Below are 20,217 nucleotides of genomic sequence, written 5' to 3'. Positions count from 1 at the left end.
GCGGTCAGTCCGCCGAGGGCTCAGCCGCGTCGGGGGCGAGGAACCGGTCCCACACCTGGTTCGCCACGGACGCGAGCCGCCCGAGGTCGGCGTCGTTGACGATGACGACGTCCGCGACGGCGCGCCTCTGCTCGTCCGTGGCCTGGGCCGCGATCCGCGCCTCGGCGTCCGCGCGGCTCATGCCGCGGTCCTCCACCATCCGGCGCAGACGCTCCTCGAGCGGGGCCTCCACCACGATCACGAGGTCGAACGCGTCCGCCTGCCCGGTCTCCACCAGCAGCGGTACGTCCTGCACCACGACGGCGTCCGGCCCGGCCTCGGCGACGATGCGCCGGGCCGCAGCCCGGATCCGGGGGTGCACGATGCGGTTCAGGCGCTGTCGGGCACCCTCGTCCCCGAAGACGATGCGGGCCATCTCGACGCGGTCGAGCTCACCGTCCGCGGTGATGACGCGGTCCCCGAACTCGTCCCGGACGGCGGCCAGCCCGTCGGTGCCCTTCTCGAGGACCAGCCGGGCAAGGGCGTCCGAGTCCACCAGGAGCGCGCCACGCTCCTGCAGGACACGGGCCACCGCGGACTTGCCGGCGGCGATCCCGCCGGTCAGGCCCACATGGACGCGCGGCCGTTCGGCCACCGGGTCGGTCTCGGTCATACGCGCTCTCCTCGGGCGGCCTCGAGCTGAGGCTGGATCTTGGCCTCCCAGTATGCCCGGACGGCCTCCTGCAGGTCCTCGAGCGAGCCGTCGTTCTCGATCACGGTGTCCGCGATCTCGGCCCGCTCCTCGTCCACCGCCTCCTCATCGATGAAGGCCCAGGCCCGCTCGCGGGAAATGTCGTGGGACTCCATGAGCCGGGCGACACGCACCTCGGCGGGAGCAGAGACGGCCAGCACCTGATCGAAGTCGTGCTCGGAGCCGGTCTCGGCCAGCAGGGCCAGGTCGACCACCAGCACGGAGTCCTCGCCGACCTCGCGGGCCCGGCGGTTCGCCTCGTCGCGCACCGCCGGGGAGACGATCTCGTACATGCGCGTCCGGGCGGTCGAGCTCTCGGTGGTGAGCCGGTTGAGGGTGCGCGCGTCCAGGGTGCCGTCCGCGCGGACGATGTCCTCGCCGAAGACCGAGCGGAGCTCCTCGAGCACGGGGTTGCCGGGCACGAGGATCTCCCCCATCAGGTCGTCGAACTCCACGACGACGGCGCCCAGCCGCTCGAGCTCCACGCCGACCTCGGTGCGGCCCGCGGCGATGCCGCCGGTCAGGCCGACGGTGACGAGGGCCTTGGCCGCGTCGATGCGCTGCTGGTGCCACGTCCTCGGGGTGTGCGTGTCGTTCTCCGGCTCGGTGCCGACCTCGAACTCGGGGCGGATCACGAAGTCCGAGACGTCCACGCCGTCCTCGGTGGCGCGGCGGCGGTACTCTTCCACCGGCAGCACCTGCTTCCACTGGCGGGTCCGCATGGGCCGCGCGGCACCCGCGTCCTCGCGCAGGGCCTGCAGCAGCAGTGCGGCCTGCGTGACGGTGATGAGCAGGATGGGCAGGCCGATCACGATGATGACCTCCTGCAGCGCCGCCAGGCCGTTCTCGCCCGCGGTGAGGATGATGGCCGCGCAGACCGCGCCGATGGACACGGCCCAGAACACGGACTGGCGGCGGGGCGCCGCATCCTCGTGGCCGTTGGCCATCGCGTCCATGACGAGCGCACCCGAGTCGATCGAGGTGATGAAGAACAGCGTGATGACCACGAGCGCCACGACCGCGGCCACCGTGTAGAGCGGCATGCCCTGCAGGTGCTGGAACAGGGCGGCCTGGACGTTGCCGTCGGTGACGATCGTCTGCGTCAGGTCACCGCCCTGGCCCGGCGCCGGCGCGGTGGCGCGGTCCGACTGGAACGCGGAGTAGCCGTAGATGCCCATCCAGATGATGACGAACGCCGTGGGCAGGCCCAGGCCGGCCACGATGAACGAGCGGATGGTGCGGCCGCGCAAGATACGGGCGAAGAACATCCCCACGAAGGGCGCCCACGTGACGGTCCAGGCCCAGTAGAAGACGGTCCAGTCACCGGACCACTGGCCCGAGTTGTACGTGTCGTTGTAGGTGGAGAGCACGGGCAGCATCGAGGCGTACTCGCCGATCGCCTGCACGGTGCCGCGGATGACGTCCATGCTGGAGACGGCCCACATCAGGACGTACACGAGCAGGGCGATCGCCAGCAGGAGGTTGGCGTAGGACAGCCGCTTGACGCCCTTGTCCATGCCGACCAGCACGGAGGCCGTGCCCACGGCGGTGACGACGGCCAGGATGAGCGCCTGGACCCAGCCGGCCACGGGGGTGCCCAGCACGTAGTTCATGCCCGCGTTGATCTGCAGGGCGCCCAGGCCCACGGACACGCCGAGGCCGAACACGGTGGAGACCACGGCGATGATGTCGATCGTCTTGCCGATGGGGCCGTGGATGCGATCGCCGAGGAGGGGCTGGAAGGCGGAGGACACGCGCGGGGGCAGCTTGCGCTTGTACGTGAAGTAGCCGAAGCACAGGCCCGGGACGAGCAGGATCGCCCACATGTGGATGCCGAAGTGAAAGTTCGCGATCGCCATGGCCTCCGAGGCCGCGCGGTCGGAGAACGGCTCCGTCCCCGCCATGGGCGGGTTGGCGTAGTGGTTCATCGGCTCCGCGATGCCCCAGAACATCAGCACCGCGCCGACGCCGGCGGCGAACATCATGCCGAACCAGGTCAGGCCGGAGTACTCCGGCACCGCGTCGTCGTCGCCGAGCTTGACCCGGCCGTACCGGGTCACGGCGAGGATGAACAGGAACGCCACCAGCAGGGTCAGGCTGAGGGTGTAGATCCAGCCGACGTCGTAGCGCAGCCAGCTCGAGACCACGCCGAAGGCCGCCTGGACCGGGCCCGGGAACAGGCCCATCGCGGCGGTGAAGAGAACGACCGCGGCGGCGGAGCCGAAGAAGATCGCCGGACTCGTGCGGAGCCCCAACGTGTCGTGCAGGCGAGTGAGCGGGGAAGTCATGAGTCTCCCGGGACAGGGTCGTGGGAAGCCCGCGGCGGCACGCGTGCACGCTCACCGGTGGGCCGGCGCCGGGTGGCACGGTCCCCCACTGTACCGACGCACACGTCCCGGCTCGACGGCGTGCCCGTCGTCGGCCAGCCCCTAGGGTGGGGTCATGCCCGATCCCGCCCCCGCCCCGACCGTGCGCTGCACGGTCCTGCCGGCGGCCGCCCGCGACCCCGACGGCTGGCTGGAACGGGAGGTGGAGATCCGCCGCAGCCGCTTCCTCACCTATCTCGGCCGCGTCGAGGACGAGGCGCAGGCGCGCGAGATGATCGCCGTCCTGCGGCGCCGGCACCACGACGCGCGGCACGTGTGCAGCGCGTTCGTCCTCGGCCCCGCCCGGGACCGGATGCGCTCCAGCGACGACGGCGAGCCTGCCGGCACCGCCGGCGTCCCCATGCTCGAGTCCCTCGTCCAGCGCGAGACCGCGCCGGGCCGGACCGACCTGACGGACGTGTGCGCCGTCGTCGTGCGCTGGTTCGGGGGGATCAAGCTGGGCGCCGGGGGCCTGGTGCGCGCCTACTCGGACTCGGTGTCCGGGGCACTCGACGCCGCCCCGCTGCGCACCCGCTCCCGGCTGGCCCTGCTCGCGGTGGAGGCGCCCCACACCGACGCCGGCCGGTGGGAGAACGAGCTGCGCGCGGCGGGCGTGTCGGTGCTGGAAGCGAGCTACGGCGCCGCGGCGGTACGCCTGACGGTCGGCGTGCCGGACACCGAGGAGGCCCGCGCGGCGTTCGCGGCGCGGCTCGCGGACGTCACGGCCGGCGCGGGCCATGCGGAGCGGATCGGAGAGGACTGGGTGGACCATGAGTGAGCCGTTGCCCCGGGGGGTCACCCCCGATGTCGCCCGCGGCGGGCTGCCGGACGACCTCACCGCGGGCGTGGACTTCGCGGCGCTGGATCGGTGGCCGCTGCCGCCCGAGCCCGGCCGCCAGGCCCACGACGCGGCGGACCTGCTCCTGCTCGACACCCTGGCCGGGTGGATCGCGAGCGGGCACGTCCCCGGCCCGGTGGCCGTCCTGGAGGACCGGCACGGCGCCCTGACCCTGCCCCTGCTCATGGCCGGCCACGACGTGCGGGTCCACCAGGACGACGCCTCCGCCGAGCGCTCGCTGGACGCGAACCTCGCCGCGTGGCGCGCCGCCGGTCGCCTCGGCGGGGAGACCGGCGAGCTCGAGCGGTCGGCCACGCCCGAGGAGGCGGTCCGGGGAGCCCGGACGGTCCTGCTGCCGCTGCCCCGCTCGCTCGACGAGCTCGACCGGCTGTCCCGGATCGTCGCAGCCGTGGCCGACCCCGGCGTGGTCCTGCTGGCCGGCGGCCGCGACAAGCACATGAGTCCGCGCATGAACGCGGTGCTCGGCGCGGCGTTCGAGGACGTCGTCGCCGGACGGGGACGCCGCAAGGCGCGCGTGCTCACGGCCCGGGGCCCGCGTCCCGGCGTGACCCCCCGGCCGCCGGAGGAGGCCGACCGCGACGTCCCCGGCGTGGGGCGCCTGCACCTGGTGGCCCACGCCGGCACCTTCGGCGGAGCCGCCGCCGACCCGGGCTCCCGTCTGCTGCTCACCTCGCTCGCCGACGACCCGCGCCCGCCGGGGCGCCTCGTGGACCTGGGCTGCGGCAACGGGCTGCTCTCGGTCGGGGCGGCGCGGCTGTGGCCGCACGTCACCGTGCTGGCCACCGACCAGTCCGCCGTGGCGGTCGCCTCGACGCTCGCCACGGCCCGCGCGAACCGCGTGGCGGACCGCGTCCGGGCCGTGCGCGACGACGCCCTGGCCACGTGGCCAGACGGGACGGAGGAGTGCGTGCTCCTGAATCCCCCGTTCCACGACGGCAACGCCGTGGACCCCTCCGTGGCGCACCGGCTGGTGGCGGCCGCGGCGCGGGTGCTGGAGCCGGGCGGCCGGCTGTGGTGTGTCTGGAACTCGCACCTGCGGTATCGGCCGATGTTGGAGGAGCTCGTCGGGCCGACTCGGCAGACGGCGCGCGACCGCACGTTCACCGTGACGGTCTCCGAGCGCCGCTGAGCGCGGCCGTCGGGTCCCGTCCGCTCCCCCACGGCCAGCCCCCCGGGACGCGACGACGCCCCGCCCCTCCGGAGGGAGGGACGGGGCGTCGGGTTGTCGGCGCGGGCCGTCAGGGACGGTCACGCACCGCGGCGATCAGTTGCCGGTGAGCTTCTCGCGCAGGGCGGCGAGGGCCTCGTCGGAGGCCAGGGTGCCGCCGTCCGAGGACGGCGCCTCGGACGAGTAGGACGAGCCGCCCAGGCTCGCACCGGCGTCGGCGCCGGCGGTGGCCTCCTCCTGGAGGGAGCGGCGCACCTGCTCCTTGTGGGCCTCCCAGCGGGCCTGAGCGTCGGCGTACTGCTGCTCCCAGGCGGCGCGCTCGGTCTCGAAGCCCTCCATCCACTCGTTGGTCTCGACGTCGAAGCCCTCGGGGTACTTGTAGTTGCCCTCTTCGTCGTACTCCGCGGCCATGCCGTAGAGCGCCGGGTCGAACTCGGTGCCCTCGGGGTCCACGCCCTCGTTGGCCTGCTTGAGGGACAGGGAGATGCGGCGACGCTCGAGGTCGATGTCGATGACCTTGACGAACAGCTCGTCGTTGACCGACACGACCTGCTCGGCGGTGTCGATGTGGCGCGAGGCCAGCTCCGAGATGTGCACGAGGCCCTCGATGCCGTCCTCCACGCGGACGAACGCACCGAACGGCACGAGCTTGGTGACCTTGCCCGGCACGACCTGGCCGAGGGCGTGGGTGCGGGCGAAGAGCTGCCACGGGTCCTCCTGGGTCGCCTTCAGCGACAGGGAGACACGCTCGCGGTCCATGTCCACCTCGAGGACCTCGACGGTGACCTCCTGGCCCACCTCGACGACCTCGGACGGGTGGTCGATGTGCTTCCAGGACAGCTCGGAGACGTGCACGAGGCCGTCCACGCCGCCCAGGTCCACGAAGGCGCCGAAGTTGACGATGGAGGACACGGTGCCGTTGCGGACCTGGCCCTTCTCCAGCTTGTGGAGGAAGTTCGAGCGGACCTCGGACTGGGTCTGCTCGAGCCAGGCGCGGCGGGACAGGACCACGTTGTTGCGGTTCTTGTCCAGCTCGATGATCTTCGCCTCGAGCTTCTGGCCGATGTAGGGGGCCAGGTCGCGCACGCGGCGCATCTCCACGAGGGAGGCCGGGAGGAAGCCGCGCAGGCCGATGTCGAGGATGAGCCCGCCCTTGACCACCTCGATGACGGTGCCCTCGACGACGCCGTCCTCCTCCTTGATCTTCTCGATGTCGCCCCACGCGCGCTCGTACTGGGCGCGCTTCTTCGAGAGGATCAGGCGACCCTCCTTGTCCTCCTTGGTGAGGACCAGGGCCTCGACGGTGTCGCCCACGGCCACGACCTCGTCCGGGTCCACGTCGTGCTTGATGGACAGCTCGCGGGACGGGATGACGCCCTCGGTCTTGTAGCCGATGTCGAGCAGGACCTCGTCGCGGTCCACCTTGACGACGGTGCCCTCGACGAGGTCGCCATCGTTGAAGTACTTGATGGTCGCGTCGATGGCGGCGAGCAGGTCCTCGGCAGAGCCGATGTCGTTGATGGCGACCTGCGGGGCGTTGGAAGTGGTGGTCATGTAGGAGGGACTCCGTTGGGATCGGGGGTCACGTCGGGATCGATGCCGCTGATGGGCGGCATCCGGGCACCAGAGGGGCCCCACCCGGCGTGGGTCGTGATGGACATGTATCAAATGCGCACGAATGTGCTCGTCCAGCGTATCAGAAGCCGACGAGGGTGTGCAGGGGTCGTCCGGGCCGCACGAGCGCGTCGAACGCCTCCGCCGCGCCGGCCCGCAGCTCCGCCACGACACCGGCCTCCGCCAGCACCGCGGCGCCGGCCCCGCGGGAGTGCCCGCCGAGCCAGAGCGCGGAGAACCGGGCCGCGTCGAGCCGGAGCCCCGCGCCCAGGCCCACGGCGTCGGCCGCGGGGCCCAGCCGCTCGGCGGCGCCGCGCCCCTGGCGCACGGTGAGCCGCCACGTCCCGTCGATCGCGCCGAGCGCGTCCTCGACGGCGACGACGACCTCCCCGTCGACCGCCCAGCCGCGAGACGCCATGGCGGCGGGCAGGTCCAGGACCCGCAGGTACAGGTCGTCGGAGCCGCGGTGCCGGCTCACCCGTCGCTCGTCGACGAAGAGCGCCTCGAGCCAGCCGGGCTCGGGCGCGCGGCCCCACTCGATCCGCTCGACCAGGTCCAGCCGGGCCAGGTGGTGGACGAGCCCGCGCCGCGCGTCGGCGGTCGCCGCGAGGAACGCGGTGACGGTGATCGTGGGCGGCCCCTTCTCCCAGCCCTCGAACCGATACAGCGCGACGCCCTGGATCCGCCCGTCGTCGTCGCGGTGGACCGCCCCGTACAGCCCCGAGCCGCGCCCCTCGTTCCGGCTCGCCTCGCGGTCCTCCCAGCGAGGCACGCTGAACGAGGTCCGCTGGACCGAGCCGGGGGTGGCCGGCAGCACCCGCCCGTACAGCTCGTCCACGAGGCCGGGGATCTCCCGCGGCTCCTCGACCGTGACCCGCCCGCCGGCCGGGGCGCCCGTGAACGCGGGGGCGCCCGAGACGTCGATCCGCACGGCGTGCCACCGGGTGGCGGCCCCGAAGCCGAAGCGACCGTAGATGGCGGCCTCGGTCGCGGTCAGGGCGGCCGCGCACAGGCCGGCGTCGCGGGCGTCCGCGAGGGACCTGAGCATCATGGCCCGCAGCACGCCGCGCCGGCGGGCGTCCGGCGAGACGGTCACGTCGGTGATCAGCCAGGCGTCGACGGTGCGGCCGGGCGACGTGGTCAGCGGCTGCACGAAGTCCTCGAAGGTGGCGGCGGGGCGGCGGGCCGCCGGGTCGTCCCCCGGCGCGTAGACGCCGAGCCGGCGCCGTCCGTCGGCCGCGTGGGCCTCGAGCTGCTGGCGGAGCGCGGCACCCGTGGGCACCGTCTCGTAGAAGCCCCGTTCGACCGCGGCCACGAAGTGCGATGCGGCGGGGTCCTCGGGGCCGAGGACCCCCAGGTCGCGCAGCGCGAGGCCGTGCTCGCCGAGCCGGGCCTCGGCGGCGTCGGCCAGCCGCCGCAGCGACGGACCCTCCGGCGCGTCAGTGTGCGGCGTCATGCCAGCTCCTTCCCCGGCCCACGTGCACGTCGAGCGGCACGGAGAGCTCGGCGGCCCGGCCCATCCGCTCCTCCAGCAGCGCCGTGGCCTGCTCGAGCTCGGCGGCCGGGACCTCGAGGATGAGCTCGTCGTGGACCTGCAGCAGCAGGCGCGAGGCCAGCCCGTGCTCCTCGAGGCCGGCCTGCACGTCGAGCATCGCGCGCTTGATGATGTCCGCGGCCGAGCCCTGGATGGGGGCGTTGAGCGCGGCGCGCTCGGCCATGTCCCGCAGCTGACGGTTGTCCGAGCTGAGGTCCGGCAGGTAGCGGCGGCGCCCCTCGATCGTCGAGGTGTACCCGTCCTGCCGGGCCTGTGCGACGACGTCGCGCAGGTAGTCGCGCACGCCGCCGAAGCGGTCGAAGTAGCCCTTCATGAGGCCGCGCGCCTCGTCCACCGAGATCTTCAGCTGCTTGGACAACCCGAAGGAGGACAGCCCGTAGGCCAGGCCGTAGCTCATCGCCTTCACCTTGGCGCGCTGCTCCGCCGTGACCTCGTCCGGGTCCACGCCGAACACCTGCGAGCCGACGAACGAGTGCAGGTCCTCGCCCTCGCGGAAGGCCTGGATCAGCCCCTCGTCCTCGGACAGGTGCGCCATGATGCGCATCTCGATCTGGGAGTAGTCCGCGGAGAGCAGCACGGCCTGCTCGCCGGCCACCTCGTCCGCCACGAACACCTCGCGGATGCGGCGGCCCGCCTCGGTGCGCACCGGGATGTTCTGGAGGTTCGGGTGCAGCGAGGACAGTCGGCCCGTGGCGGCGGCGGTCTGCGAGTAGGTGGTGTGGATGCGGTCGTCCGGGGCGACGGTCTCGAGCAGCCCCTCCACGGTCTGCCGCAGCTTCGTGGCGTCGCGGTGGGCCATCAGGTTCTCGAGGAACGGGTGCCGGGTCTGCTCGAGCAGGTCCTGCAACGAGTCCACGTCCGTGGAGTAGCCGGTCTTCGTCTTGCGCGTGCGCGGCATGTTGAGCCGCTCGAACAGCACCTCCTGCAGCTGCTTGGGAGAGCCGAGGTTGACCTGCATCCCGCCGGTCTCCTCCGCGACGGACGCCCACGCGGACTCCTTGGCGGCGTCGGCGGCGGCGGTGAAGTCCTCGCGCAGGTCGGTCAGGGCGTCGACGTCGACGGCGATGCCTGCCAGCTCCATCCGGGCGAGCAGCCGCGAGAGCGGGATCTCGAGCTCCTGCAGCAGCCGCTGCGCCCCGCGGTCGAGCACCTGGGGCGTGAACTGGGTCGAGAGACGGCGCACCACCCAGGCGGCCCGCACGGCGTCCGCGGCGCGGGCCGCGCGGTCGGCGGCGGCCTGACCCCCGTCGAGGTCGAACGTCCCCTGCGCCCGCTGCTGAGCAGGCTCGCGCGGGGCGGCGAGGGGGGTGTGCAGATGCGCCTCCGCCAGCGCCTCGAGCGAGGTGTCCCGCCGGTCCGGCTGGATCAGGTAGGCCGAGAGCAGCACGTCGTCCACCACGCCGTCCAGGGCCGCGTCCGGGCCGAGCCCGTCGCCCTCGGTGGGTGCGGCCAGCGCCTTGAGGGTGCGCTTGAGGTCGTGCACGGCCTTGGCCAGTCCGCCCTCGCCGAGGGCCTCGCGCACGGCGGCCACCAGCGCCGGGTCCGGGGCGTCGCCGTCGAGGGTGACGTGCAGGCCCGCGTGCTCACCCACCAGCGCGACCCCGACGGGCGTGCCGAACGTGCCGGGCACGGGCACCTTGCGGCGGGGCAGCAGGGCCGGGCCCTCGACGTCCACGTGGACGCCGAGCAGGGTGCCGGCCTCCGCGGCGAGGAAGGCACGCACGTCCTCGGCCGTCGTCGCCTCGGTGAACTCGGGGGCGGCCTCGACCTCGGGGGGCGGCGCGTCCTCGCCCACCCGCTCGCCGAACACCTCGAACACGCGCTCCCGGATGCGGTTGAACTGCAGCGCGTCGAACAGCTCCTCCACGGGCTCGCGCTCGGGCATCTCGAGCCGCATCGCCTCGAGCCCGATCGGCAGGTCGAGGTCGCGCACGAGGGCGTTGAGGCGGCGGTTGCGGCGCACGTCCTCGAGATGCTCGCGCAGCGCCTCCCCCTTCTTGCCCGTGATCTCGTGCGCGTGCGCCAGCACGCCGTCGAGGTCCCCGTACTGCTTCAGCCATTTCGCGGCGAACCCGGGGCCGACGCCGGGCACGCCGGGCAGGTTGTCCGCGGCCTCGCCGACGAGGGCCGCGAGCTCGGGGTACTGGGCGGGGGCGACCCCGTACTTGGCCAGGACGGCGTCCGCGTCCATCGGCGGGATGTCGGAGACGCCCTTCTTGGGGTAGAGCACCGTGGTGCGCTCGGAGATGAGCTGGAACGCGTCCCGGTCACCGGAGACGACGACGGCCTCCCACCCCGCCTCCTCGGCGCGCGCGGACAGTGTGGCCACGATGTCGTCGGCCTCGTAGCCCTCCAGCGTGAGCGTGGGGATGCCCAGGGCCTCCATGACCTTCACGGTCAGCTCGATCTGGCCCGCGAACTCCGCGGGCGTCTCGGAGCGGCCGGCCTTGTACTCCGCGTACTCCTCGGAGCGGAACGTGGGCCCGGAGAGGTCGAACGCCACGGCCACGTGCGTGGGCCGCTGCTGCCGGATCATGGTCAGGAGCATGGCGGTGAAGCCATACACGGCGTTCGTGTGCTGGCCCGTGTCCGTGGCGAAGTTCTCGGCGGGCAGCGCGTAGAACGCGCGGAACGCCATCGAGTGCCCGTCCAGGACCAGCAGCCGCTGTGGGGCCTCTGGGGTCGGATCTGCCGCCATGGGTGCTCACGTCTCCTCTCGGCGCGCGGCGCGGGGCGCACCGGTCGCGTGTGCCAGCCTAGTGCTCATGAGTGAGCACACCGCGACCACCCCCGCCGCCTCCGACCGCGTGTACCGCCCCGGCGTCACCCCCGAGCTGAGCCCCGCCGAGCTGGCGGCGGCCTGCGCCGAGGCCGGTCTGACGCCCGAGCTCGTCGCCGCGCTCGGCGGCGCGGCGATCAGCCCCCTGGCCCAGAAGATGGGCCTGCGCTTCCTCGAGCTCACGGCCGAGCGCGCCGTCGCCACCCTGCCCGTGGCAGGCAACGAGCAGCCCGTCGGGCTGCTGCACGGCGGCGCCCACCTCGTCCTCGCCGAGTCCCTGGGCTCGATGGCCGCGAAGATCCACGCCGGGCCGGACCGCAACGTCGTCGGGGTCGAGATCAGCGCCACGCACCACCGGGCCGTCCGCTCGGGCCTCGTGACCGGCACCGCGACCGCCGTCCACCTGGGCGGCACCCTCGTCACCCATGAGGTGGTGATGACGGACGAGCAGGGCCGGCGGCTCTCGACCGTGCGCATGACGAACATGCTCCTCGACGCGCGCTGAGGCACGCCGCCCGGGCGGGCCGGCCCGTGCCTCAGTCCATGTCCGGAAGGCGCGGGGCCGCTCGGCCACCCTCGCGGCCGGGGGTATCCTCGGCGAGCTCGTCGTAGTGCCCCGGATTCATGGGCACCCCAGTGAGGTAGGCCGAGCGGCCCAGGGCCATGGTGGCCACCGAGGCCGAGCCCAGCTGCAGCACCACGATCAGGGCCACCTTCACGAACGCGGCCACCCCCGGGGCCAGTAGCAGGGCGCCCACCACGATCAGGATCATCCCGACGCCGCCGGCGGTGCCCACGGCGGAGACGCGGGTGTAGGGGTCGGGGAACCGGATCAGACCGAGTCCCGCGGTGACGAACGCAAGGGCTCCGATCACCACGAGCACGGAGCCGGCGGCGGTCAGGACGACGTCCACGGGTGCGACCTCCTCAACGCTTGCCGCGCGTGAGCGCGCGGGCCAGGGACATGCCGGACAGGAAGGCCACGACCGCGGCGATCAGGACCAAGTCGAACGTCCACGGGTTGTCCGCCCGGACGCCGAACAGCACGAGCATCCCGAGCACGCTGAACGTGAGCAGGTCGCCCGAGACCGCGCGGTCCGCGTCGAGCGGGCCCACCACGATCCGGTACGCGGACACGAGCGCCGACACGGTCAGCAGCGCGATGGCCAGGTCGATCCCCACCAGGGACCAGTCGTAGGCGAAGGGCATCATGCCACCCCCGTCTTCCGCATCGCGTGGAGCATGCGCGCCTCCATGTCGTGGATCTCCGCGCGCAGGGCGTCGGCGTCGTCAGCGTACAGGCCGTGCACGTAGAGCAGGCGCCGCGCGTCCGGGTCACCGTCCTCGTCACCGACGGCGCCGGCACGCCGGGTGCCCAGCGTCAACGTGCCGGGCGTCAGGGTGATCAGCGCCGAGAGCAGGGTGACCTCGGCGTCCGTGCGGCAGTTGCTGCGCACGCGGGCGATGCCCGAGCGCGCCTGGACGCCGGGGGTGACGAGGTCCTTGATGACCGCCTTCGAAGAGGTCACCAGGGCCCACGCGTACCAGCACCAGAACACGAGCCACCGCCAAGGCCAGGACACGGCGGAGGCCGTGCCGGGCGCCAGGTCGACGGTCCCGTCGGCGGGGGCGACGGTGTGCATGGGGGCGTCTCCTTCCGGAGGCTGCGGGAGTGCGGTGCTCATGGGTTGAGCACCGCCTCGATGTACCTGCTGGGGTCCATCAGGCCCTGAGCCGCGAGGTCGGTGACGGTCCACAGGGCCTGACCGCCGAGCCCGAGGGCGAGGGTGGCCATAGCTAGGACAACGGCGGGGGCGGCCAGCCGGCCTGGGATGCGGGAGCGCGTGACGTCCTCGTCCGGATCCACGGTCACCGGCAGCACGCCCGTGGGCGGATCGAGGGTTTCCTGCGAGGCCCACGACTCGGTGCGCTCGTGGTCGGTGCTCGAGCCGCGGCCGGAGGGCGACGGCACGGAGCCCGCCCGGCCCACGATGGGCATGGCCGCGGTGGCCAGGCGCTCGCGGTGCCCGTGTGGGGCCGTCGGAGCGCCCCAGAACCAGGCGTCCCACACCCGCAGCAGAGCCCACAGGCTCACCAGGGAGGCGCCCAGCACCAGCGCAGCGGTGACACCGCGGCCTGCGTCCAGGCCGGCGCTGACGAGCATGAGCTTGCCCACGAACCCGGAGAAGGGCGGGATGCCGACCAGGGAGAGCAGGCCCACGAAGAAGGCGACGGCGATCAGCGGCTCGCGCCGGGCCAGGCCCTGCAGGTCCGCGAGACGGCCGGTGCCGTAGCGCACCTCGATCGCGCCGGCCGCCATCAGGAGGCAGCCCATCGCCACCATGTGGTGCACGAGGTAGAACAGGCCCGCCGCGAGACCCAGGCGCGTGGAGAGCCCGAGTCCGACGAGGATGCCGCCGATGCCGCTCACCATCTGCCACGACAACACGGCGCGCACACCGTGCTCACCGACCGAGGCGAGCGCACCCACCACGAGGGTGGCGAGGGACAGGACCAGGATGAGCGGCAGCAGACGCGCATCGCCGTCGTACATGACGGAGTAGATCCGGTAGAGCCCGTACACGGCGACCTTGGTGTGCAGGGCGGCGAAGAGGGCCGTCACCGCCGGGGAGGTCGAGGAGTACGCCCAGGCCAGCCAGCCGTGCAGCGGGGCCACCGAGGCCTTGATGGACAGTGCGAACAGCACCATGCCCGCGGCGATCGCGATGCGTGGGTCCGCCGCGGCGGACCCGGCGAGCATCGCGAGGTTCACCGAGCCGGTCAGCCCGTAGACGAAGCCGACGCCGACCAGGAGGATCGTGGAGGTTAGCAGGTTGAGGGTGACGTACAGCCGCGCCCCGTCCACTCGGCGCAGGGGCTCACGGCGGTTGGCGGAGAGGACGTAGAGGCCGTAGCTGGGCACCAACATGACCTCGATGAACACGAACAGGTTGAACAGGTCCGCCGTCAGCAGGGCGCCGTTGACTCCGCCGATGAGGATCAGGAGCAGCGGGGCGAAGAACTGGGAGTTAGCGACGCGGGAGCCGTAGGCGAACGCCGCGCCCACGATCGTGAGGGCGCTCGTGAGCACGAGCATCAGGGCGGACAGCATGTCCGCTGCGAAGCCGATCCCGATGCCCCCGGGCCAGCCGCCCAGCGAGGTGGCGAGCACGGACCCGTCGAGGGCGTGGACGCCCAGGGCCAGCCCGCCGGTGGTGACGAGTCCGAGCACCGCGAACAGGACTGCCCGGTGGAGGCGGGGACGCTCCCCCGCCAGCACGAGCAGACCGGCGGACAGCAGCGGGACGGCGGCGAAGAGGGGCAGCAGCTGGCCCAGCGGGACGGCGCTCATCGACGCACCTCCGGGCCCTGGCCGGCGTAGTGCTGCGCAATCCGGCCGGCCGCGGCGTGCCGCTCCTCGCGCGGGAAGCGTGCGTCGGCGGCGGCCTGCTCCAGGGAGTCGCGGGTCTCCCCCGGCGAGGCCACCGCGTCGTCCGCGCGCCCGGTGACGGCCAGCGCGAGCAGCAGCACGGTGATCGCGAAGGCGATCACGATAGCGGTCAGGACGAAGGCCTGCGGCAGGGCATCGGCCTGCACCTCGACGTCTGAGGTCCCCGCGAAGGGCAGCCCGCGGCGGTCGGTGCCGCCCGCGGCGATGATGGCCAGGTTGGCGGCGTGGCCCAGCAGGACCATGCCGAGGATCACGCGCAGCAGCTCGCGCTTGGAGAACAGGTAGAACGCGCCGAAGGTCAGAAGTCCCACGGTAAGGGCGACGGTCATCGGGTGACCTCCTCTCGTGCAGTCGTGGTGGTCGGGGCCGAGGGATCGGAGGACGGGGCCGCCGGCGCGACGCCGGGGTCACGGCTCGAGGCGCGGAGCGGGTCCTCACCCGGCCGCTCGGGGCCGAGCAGGGAGAACGCGGCCACGATCAGGCCGATCACGGCCAGGTACACGCCCATGTCGAACGCGAGCGTGGTGGAGAGCCCGTAGCCCAGGACCTTCACTCCCGCGGCTCCGAGGAAGCCCTTGCCGGTGAGGTAACCGACGATCCCCGTCGCGGTGCCGACGGCGATGCCCGAGCCGATGAAGGCCAGGTACGGCCACCGCAACTCCGGGGCCGTGTCCGAGTCGGCGGCCAGGTAGAGCAGGGCGTAGCCGGCACCGGCGACCAGTGCGGCGATGAAGCCGCCGCCGGGCTCGTAGTGCCCGCGCAGCAGCAGGAACGCGGACAGCAGGATGATCAGCACGCCGAAGACACGGCCGAACACCCGGATGTGGACGAGGTTCTCGCGCACGTGGGCGAGTGGGGAGCGCATGTCCACGGCGGAGGGCTGTGGAGGCGTCGGCCGACGGTTGAGCAACAGGGCCGCGATGGTCAGCGCCGTCGCCCCGAGCACGGTCATCTCGCCCCACGTGTCCACGGCGCGGAAGTCCACGAGGATCACGTTCACCACGTTGGTCCCCCCAGCCTGGGCATAGCTCTGGGTCAGGTAGAAGTGGGCGATCTCCGACATGCTGGAGCGGCCGGTGAACGCGAGCACGCCCAGGGTCGCGGCGACGCCGGCGACGGAGGCGGCGAGGACCGCCTGCATCCTGCGCGGGGTCGGCTCGTCGCTGAAGCGGGCGGGCAGGCGGCGCAGCAGCAGCACCATGACGCACACCGTGAGCACCTCGACCATCAGCTGGGTCAGGGCCACGTCCACGGCGCCGAGGGTGAGGAACCACAGGGTCATGCCGAACCCTACGACGCCGACCACCACCATGGCGGCGATGCGCGTCTTGGCGCGGATGGTGGCGATCACGCCGGCACCCACCAGGACGACCAGCACCCAGTCGTGCCAGCGCGAGGGCTGGCCGACGACGGCGGGCAAATCCTCGATCGTGGCGACACCGGCCACGGCGAGGAGCCCCAGGACCAGGGCGGGGATGAGGAGGTGGGGGCGGGGAGCCAGGGTGCCGGAGGCGCGCGAGACGACCGCGCCGACGCCGATCAGCCGGTGCCGAACCTCGTCCACCGCATCCAGGGCGGAGAACGGCAGGGCGGCGTGGGAGGCCACGCGCTCCACCGGGCGGCGCAAGGCCACCAGCAGCAGACCGAGCACGATGATGGCGGCGGAGACGAGCAGGGCCGTGTTCACGCCGTGCCACAGCGCCAGGTGCGCGTGCACCTCCGCGCCGGAGGCGGCCTCGGCCGCGTAGGAGACGGGGGTGTCCAGCACACCGGGCAGCAGGCCCAGGGCCACGCCCGCGGCCGCGGCCAGCACGGGCACGCCCCAGAAGGTGGCAGGAGCCTCGTGGACCTCGTCCTCCCGGCCGGTCGGCCACGAATGGGCGGCCCCGTCCGGGCTTGGACCCCAGAGGCCCAGGGCGCCGAGCACGAGACGGCCGGAGTAGGCCACGGTGAACACGGAGGTCAGGGCGATGCCGGCGGTGACGAGGACGGGGAGCCATGCGGGACCGGGGGTCCCGAGAGCGGCCTCGACCAGGCCCTCCTTGGAGATGAAGCCGAACAGCGGCGGGATGCCCGCCATCGACAGGGCGGCGACGGCGATCGCCGTGCCGGTGACCGGCATGCGCACGTGGCGGGCCGCGAGCTCTCGCAGGTCGCGGGTGCCGGCCTCGTGGTCGACCACGCCGATCAGCATGAACAGCGCCGACTTGAACAGCGCGTGCGCCACGGTGTGCACGATCGCCGCGGTAAGCGCGACGGGGGTGCCGATGCCGATGGCGGTCACCAGCAGGCCCAACTGGCTCATCGTGGAGTAGGCCAGCAGACCCTTGAGGTCGTGGCGACGGATCGCGGAGACGGCGCCCAGCAGGGCCGTGATGAGGCCCGAGCCGATCAACAGCGCGGACCACACCGGGTTCCCGGCCAGGACCGGGCTGAACACCAGCAGCAGGAAGATGCCGGCCTTGACCATCGCCGCGGCGTGCAGGTAGGCGGAGACCGGGGAGATGGCCACCATGGAGTCCGGCAGCCACGCCTGGAACGGGAACTGGGCGGACTTGGTGAACGCGGCCACCGCCAGCAGGACGGCGACCGTGGTGGTGAAGCCCGCCTCGGACCACACGTCCGAGGCCAACACCCCGGACAGCGAGGCAGTGCCGGTCCGCACGGCCATGAGGGCGACGGCGGCCAGCAGCGCGAGGCCGCCGCCCACGGTCACGAGCAGGGTCCGGATCGCGGGGTCGCGGGCATGGTCCCCCGAGCGCCCGATGAGGAAGAAGGAGGTGAAGGAGGTGAACTCCCACGCGACGAAGAGGACCACGATGTTGTCGGCGAGCACCAGCAGCAGCATCGACGCCGCGAACGCGGTCATCAGCAGGTAGAAGGAGCCGGGTCGGCTCTCCGTGCGGTCCCGACTGAGGTACCGGCTGGAGTAGGCGAGGATCGCGGCGCCGATGACGAGGACGATCATGGCGAACACCAGGGCCAGGCCGTTCAGCCGGAGGTCGAGGTCCACCCCGACCGCGGGGATCCACGGATGGTGCTCCGTCCGGACGTCGCCCGTCCACGCCGCGATCAGCACGCCGGCCGCGGCCAGCAGGGGTGCGGCCAGGACCCAGCCCGCGTCCCTGCCCAGCGCCCGGGAGGCCGGGACGGCCGCCACCACCGAGAGGAGGGTCAGCAGGAGGCTGGTCAGGAGCACAGGACACCACTCATCTCGGGTCGATCGGTCACGGACACGGCGCCCACGGCGGGTGGCCGCGCGCCGACGGTGCCCGAAGTGGGACTCGAACCCACACGCCTCTCGGCACCGCATTTTGAGTGCGGCGTGTCTACCGATTCCACCATTCGGGCAGTGCCGCCCGGAGGCGGGACTCGATCACCCTATCAGCGCCCCGACCCGGCGTCCCCGGCCTTCCGGCGGGGGGTCACCGCCGCCGCGCCCGCGCCGCACTCATCGCGCACGGTAGCCTGGTGGACCACCAGCGGCGCCGCACCGACGCCGTCCCGGCCCGCGCGAAGGAGCTGCCGTGTCCACGCTGACGCCTCCCGAGGAGACCGGCCTGCGGGCCGTCGTCGCCGAGGACGAGACCCTCATCCGCCTCGACCTGGTGGAGGTGCTCACCGGGGCGGGCTACCGGGTGGTCGCCGAGGCCGGCGACGGCCGCGCCGCCGTCGAGGCCGTGCGCGAGCACCGCCCGGACATCGTGGTGATGGACGTGAAGATGCCCGTGATGGACGGCATCGCGGCTGCGGGCGAGATCGCCGGGGAACGGCTCGCCCCCGTGGTCATGCTGACCGCCTTCAGCCAGCGCGAGCTGGTGGAGCGCGCCCGGACCGCCGGGGCCATGGCCTACGTGGTCAAGCCCTTCACCGAGGCCGACCTGGTCCCCGCCATCGAACTGGCCGTGGCCCGCTTCGACGAGCTGCGCAGCCTCGAGGCCGAGGTGCGGGACCTGGGCGACCGCCTGGAGACCCGCAAGATCGTGGACCGGGCCAAGGCGCTGCTCCAGGAGCGGATGCGCCTGACCGAGGCCGAGTCCTTCCGCTGGATCCAGAAGACCTCCATGGACCGGCGCCTGACCATGCGGGAGGTCGCGCAGGCCGTCATCGACCAGGTCGGCTGAGCGGCGCCCGCGCGCTCGTCAGAGCGGGGAGCGGGCCGGCCAGAAGCCGACCGGCTCGCGCGTCTGCGGCGAGGCGGCGGACGAGCCGCCCGCGGCGTCGTCGCCCACGCGGTGCACGCGCAGCGTGTTCGTGGAGCCCACGGCCCCGGGAGGGGACCCGGCGGCGATGACCACGAGGTCGCCGTGCTGGGCGATGCCCTCCGATGTGAGCGACTGCTCCACCTGGAGGGTCATCTTGTCCGTGGAGTCCTGGAACGGGACCATCTTCGGGTAGACGCCCCAGGTCAGGCACAGGATGTTGTGCGTGTGCTCGTGGTGGGTGAACGCGTAGATCGGCTGACGCGGCCGCAGGCGGCTGAGCCGACGGGCCGAGTCGCCGGACTCGGTGAACGTGGCGAGGAACGGGATCTCGAGCTGGTTCGCGACCTCGACGGCGGCCCGGGTGATCGCGCCGCCGCGCGTGCGGGGACGCGAGCCGAGCGGGTGGATGAGCTCCAGGCCGTGGGTCTCGGTGGACTCGATGATCCGGGCCATCGTCTGGACCGTCTCGACCGGATATGCGCCCACCGAGGTCTCGCCCGAGAGCATGACGGCGTCCGCGCCGTCGAGCACGGCGTTGGCGCAGTCCGAGGCCTCGGCGCGCGTCGGGCGCGGGCTGTCGATCATCGACTCGAGCACCTGCGTGGCCACGATGACCGGCTTCGCCCAGCGGCGGGCGAGGTCCACTGCGCGCTTCTGCACCACGGGCACGTCCTCGAGCGGCAGCTCCACGCCGAGGTCGCCGCGGGCCACCATGATGGCGTCGAACGCGTCCACGATGGCCTCGAGGTTCTCCACCGCCTGGGGCTTCTCGATCTTGGCGATGACCGGGACCCGGCGCTCCTCCTCGTCCATGATCTCGTGCACCCGGTCCACGTCCGCGGCGTCCCGCACGAAGGACAGCGCCACCATGTCCACGCCGGTGCGCAGCGCCCAGCGCAGGTCCCGCTCGTCCTTCTCGGACAGGGCCGGCACGTTCACCGCCACGCCGGGCAGGTTGATCCCCTTGTTGTCCGAGACCATGCCCGGCACCTCGACCTCGGCCAGCACGTCCGTGTCCGTGACCTCGACGGCGCGCAGGCGCACCTTGCCGTCGTCCACCAGGAGCACGTCACCGGGGGCGACGTCCCCGGGCAGCCCCTTGTGGGTGGTGCCGACCAGCTCGCGGGTCCCGGGCACGTCCCGGGTGGTGATGGTGATCCGATCGCCCCTCTCGAGCAGATGCGGGCCGTCGGTGAAGCGGCCGAGGCGGATCTTGGGGCCCTGGAGGTCCGCGAAGATCGCGACCGGGCGCCGCTCCTCCACGCTCAGCCGACGCACCCGCTCGTAGGACGTCTCATGCACCGCGTGGTCGCCGTGGCTCATGTTGAGGCGGACGACGTCCGCCCCCGCGCGGATGATGGCGCGGGTGGTCTCGTCGGAGTCGGTGGCGGGCCCAAAGGTGGCGATGATCTTCGCGTGTCGCATGCGACCCACGATAGGGGGCGGGCCCGCCCTCGGTGGAGGGCGGGCCCGCGTGGCGTCGGAAGATG

The 20,217-nt window shown here is 72.9% G+C and carries 16 protein-coding genes and 1 tRNA gene; 4 read left to right on the top strand and 13 right to left on the bottom strand.

The features are described from left to right. Nucleotides 1-4 precede the first annotated feature (4 nt). Both coaE (MLUT_RS17105) and coaE (MLUT_RS17100) read right to left on the bottom strand, forming a co-directional pair. The gene (gene coaE, locus MLUT_RS17105; protein ID WP_010078735.1) at nucleotides 5-652 is read right to left on the bottom strand and encodes a dephospho-CoA kinase; all 648 of its coding nucleotides are present in this window, start codon (nucleotides 650-652) and stop codon (nucleotides 5-7) included. Next, nucleotides 649-3,018, bottom strand: coding sequence for a dephospho-CoA kinase (coaE, locus tag MLUT_RS17100; protein ID WP_010078736.1), 2,370 nt, complete (start codon nucleotides 3,016-3,018; stop codon nucleotides 649-651). Before coaE (MLUT_RS17100) ends, coaE (MLUT_RS17105) begins: the two co-directional genes overlap by 4 nt. A 154-nt stretch (nucleotides 3,019-3,172) precedes the next feature. On the opposite strand from coaE (MLUT_RS17100), the gene MLUT_RS17095 reads away from it, so the two are divergent. Together MLUT_RS17095 and MLUT_RS17090 are read left to right on the top strand one after the other, a co-directional pair. Beyond that, nucleotides 3,173-3,874, top strand: coding sequence for an IMPACT family protein (locus MLUT_RS17095; protein ID WP_010078737.1), 702 nt, complete (start codon nucleotides 3,173-3,175; stop codon nucleotides 3,872-3,874). Then, nucleotides 3,867-5,084, top strand: a complete 1,218-nt coding sequence (locus tag MLUT_RS17090) for a class I SAM-dependent methyltransferase (protein ID WP_231936586.1) — start codon at nucleotides 3,867-3,869, stop codon at nucleotides 5,082-5,084. Before MLUT_RS17095 ends, MLUT_RS17090 begins: the two co-directional genes overlap by 8 nt. Before the next feature lie 135 nt (nucleotides 5,085-5,219). Here MLUT_RS17090 and rpsA read toward each other — a convergent pair whose 3' ends face one another. The 3 genes from rpsA to polA form a co-directional block, all read right to left on the bottom strand. Continuing rightward, entirely contained in the window at nucleotides 5,220-6,677 is a 1,458-nt protein-coding gene (rpsA, locus tag MLUT_RS17085; RefSeq protein WP_012750867.1) for a 30S ribosomal protein S1, read from the bottom strand. Between the two features lie 142 nt (nucleotides 6,678-6,819). After that, on the bottom strand, nucleotides 6,820-8,193 hold the full coding sequence (locus MLUT_RS17080; RefSeq protein ID WP_010078742.1) for a GNAT family N-acetyltransferase: 1,374 nt from the start codon (nucleotides 8,191-8,193) through the stop codon (nucleotides 6,820-6,822). Then, nucleotides 8,177-10,990, bottom strand: coding sequence for a DNA polymerase I (gene polA / locus MLUT_RS17075; RefSeq protein WP_012750866.1), 2,814 nt, complete (start codon nucleotides 10,988-10,990; stop codon nucleotides 8,177-8,179). The genes MLUT_RS17080 and polA overlap by 17 nt, the downstream gene beginning before the upstream one ends. 67 nt (nucleotides 10,991-11,057) lie before the next feature. Here polA and MLUT_RS17070 point away from each other — a divergent pair, with 67 nt between their 5' ends. Beyond that, the gene (locus MLUT_RS17070; protein WP_010078745.1) at nucleotides 11,058-11,576 is read left to right on the top strand and encodes a PaaI family thioesterase; all 519 of its coding nucleotides are present in this window, start codon (nucleotides 11,058-11,060) and stop codon (nucleotides 11,574-11,576) included. Nucleotides 11,577-11,607: 31 nt separating this feature from the next. Here MLUT_RS17070 and MLUT_RS17065 read toward each other — a convergent pair whose 3' ends face one another. The 7 genes from MLUT_RS17065 to MLUT_RS17035 form a co-directional block, all read right to left on the bottom strand. Continuing rightward, nucleotides 11,608-11,985: a cation:proton antiporter gene (locus MLUT_RS17065; protein WP_010078746.1), complete on the bottom strand. Its 378-nt coding sequence runs from the start codon at nucleotides 11,983-11,985 to the stop codon at nucleotides 11,608-11,610. Nucleotides 11,986-11,998: 13 nt separating this feature from the next. Beyond that, on the bottom strand, nucleotides 11,999-12,283 hold the full coding sequence (locus MLUT_RS17060; RefSeq protein ID WP_010078747.1) for an MrpF/PhaF family protein: 285 nt from the start codon (nucleotides 12,281-12,283) through the stop codon (nucleotides 11,999-12,001). Beyond that, complete coding sequence (locus tag MLUT_RS17055; RefSeq protein ID WP_010078748.1) at nucleotides 12,280-12,714, bottom strand: Na+/H+ antiporter subunit E; 435 nt, start codon at nucleotides 12,712-12,714, stop codon at nucleotides 12,280-12,282. Before MLUT_RS17055 ends, MLUT_RS17060 begins: the two co-directional genes overlap by 4 nt. A gap of 38 nt (nucleotides 12,715-12,752) precedes the next feature. After that, nucleotides 12,753-14,423 (bottom strand): monovalent cation/H+ antiporter subunit D family protein, encoded by a 1,671-nt coding sequence (locus tag MLUT_RS17050; protein ID WP_010078749.1) that lies wholly within the window; start codon nucleotides 14,421-14,423, stop codon nucleotides 12,753-12,755. Further along, nucleotides 14,420-14,851: a cation:proton antiporter subunit C gene (locus MLUT_RS17045; RefSeq protein ID WP_010078750.1), complete on the bottom strand. Its 432-nt coding sequence runs from the start codon at nucleotides 14,849-14,851 to the stop codon at nucleotides 14,420-14,422. Before MLUT_RS17045 ends, MLUT_RS17050 begins: the two co-directional genes overlap by 4 nt. After that, entirely contained in the window at nucleotides 14,848-17,721 is a 2,874-nt protein-coding gene (locus tag MLUT_RS17040) for a DUF4040 family protein (RefSeq protein WP_010078751.1), read from the bottom strand. Before MLUT_RS17040 ends, MLUT_RS17045 begins: the two co-directional genes overlap by 4 nt. Before the next feature lie 70 nt (nucleotides 17,722-17,791). After that, nucleotides 17,792-17,873 (bottom strand) — tRNA-Leu (locus MLUT_RS17035). Between the two features lie 176 nt (nucleotides 17,874-18,049). Here MLUT_RS17035 and MLUT_RS17030 point away from each other — a divergent pair. Then, a complete protein-coding gene (locus tag MLUT_RS17030; protein ID WP_010078752.1) occupies nucleotides 18,050-18,646 on the top strand; it encodes an ANTAR domain-containing response regulator in 597 nt (198 codons plus the stop codon). A gap of 18 nt (nucleotides 18,647-18,664) precedes the next feature. On the opposite strand, the gene pyk is transcribed toward MLUT_RS17030, so the two are convergent. After that, nucleotides 18,665-20,152, bottom strand: coding sequence for a pyruvate kinase (gene pyk, locus MLUT_RS17025; RefSeq protein WP_010078753.1), 1,488 nt, complete (start codon nucleotides 20,150-20,152; stop codon nucleotides 18,665-18,667). Nucleotides 20,153-20,217 lie beyond the last annotated feature (65 nt).

Source organism: Micrococcus luteus NCTC 2665 (assembly GCF_000023205.1).
GTDB classification, from domain to species: domain Bacteria; phylum Actinomycetota; class Actinomycetes; order Actinomycetales; family Micrococcaceae; genus Micrococcus; species Micrococcus luteus.
The sequence above is the reverse complement of the archived record's forward strand: the minus strand, read 5'-3'. Positions and strand labels throughout refer to the sequence as shown.

Bases quoted from the DNA above. Each gene is read 5' to 3' on its own strand.
- coaE (WP_010078735.1), bottom strand. From the start codon at position 652: ATGACCGAGACCGACCCGGTGGCCGAACGGCCGCGCGTCCATGTGGGC.
- coaE (WP_010078736.1), bottom strand. From the start codon at position 3,018: ATGACTTCCCCGCTCACTCGCCTGCACGACACGTTGGGGCTCCGCACG.
- MLUT_RS17095 (WP_010078737.1), top strand. From the start codon at position 3,173: ATGCCCGATCCCGCCCCCGCCCCGACCGTGCGCTGCACGGTCCTGCCG.
- MLUT_RS17090 (WP_231936586.1), top strand. From the start codon at position 3,867: ATGAGTGAGCCGTTGCCCCGGGGGGTCACCCCCGATGTCGCCCGCGGC.
- rpsA (WP_012750867.1), bottom strand. From the start codon at position 6,677: ATGACCACCACTTCCAACGCCCCGCAGGTCGCCATCAACGACATCGGC.
- MLUT_RS17080 (WP_010078742.1), bottom strand. From the start codon at position 8,193: ATGACGCCGCACACTGACGCGCCGGAGGGTCCGTCGCTGCGGCGGCTG.
- polA (WP_012750866.1), bottom strand. From the start codon at position 10,990: ATGGCGGCAGATCCGACCCCAGAGGCCCCACAGCGGCTGCTGGTCCTG.
- MLUT_RS17070 (WP_010078745.1), top strand. From the start codon at position 11,058: ATGAGTGAGCACACCGCGACCACCCCCGCCGCCTCCGACCGCGTGTAC.
- MLUT_RS17060 (WP_010078747.1), bottom strand. From the start codon at position 12,283: ATGATGCCCTTCGCCTACGACTGGTCCCTGGTGGGGATCGACCTGGCC.
- MLUT_RS17055 (WP_010078748.1), bottom strand. From the start codon at position 12,714: ATGCACACCGTCGCCCCCGCCGACGGGACCGTCGACCTGGCGCCCGGC.
- MLUT_RS17050 (WP_010078749.1), bottom strand. From the start codon at position 14,423: ATGAGCGCCGTCCCGCTGGGCCAGCTGCTGCCCCTCTTCGCCGCCGTC.
- MLUT_RS17045 (WP_010078750.1), bottom strand. From the start codon at position 14,851: ATGACCGTCGCCCTTACCGTGGGACTTCTGACCTTCGGCGCGTTCTAC.
- pyk (WP_010078753.1), bottom strand. From the start codon at position 20,152: ATGCGACACGCGAAGATCATCGCCACCTTTGGGCCCGCCACCGACTCC.